Origin of the sequence: Neorhizobium vignae, assembly GCF_000732195.1 — a bacterium.
Lineage (GTDB): Bacteria > Pseudomonadota > Alphaproteobacteria > Rhizobiales > Rhizobiaceae > Neorhizobium > Neorhizobium vignae.
In genome coordinates this window covers 1-217 of sequence record NZ_JNNU01000077.1, presented here as the reverse complement: position 1 = coordinate 217, position 217 = coordinate 1, and the positions used below count along the sequence as shown (strand labels likewise).

Genomic DNA, 217 nt, shown 5'->3' with positions numbered 1-217 from the left:
TGGGTTTAAAGGGAGCGTAGGCTGGAGATTAAGTGTGTTGTGAAATGTAGACGCTCAACGTCTGAATTGCAGCGCATACTGGTTTCCTTGAGTACGCACAACGTTGGCGGAATTCGTCGTGTAGCGGTGAAATGCTTAGATATGACGAAGAACTCCGATTGCGAAGGCAGCTGACGGGAGCGCAACTGACGCTGAAGCTCGAAGGTGCGGGTATCGA

General features: G+C 51.2%; 1 rRNA gene. It reads left to right on the top strand.

Annotated elements, in window-relative coordinates:
* Positions 1-217: ribosomal RNA gene (locus GQ59_RS30420) — 16S ribosomal RNA — on the top strand; the annotation flags it as partial.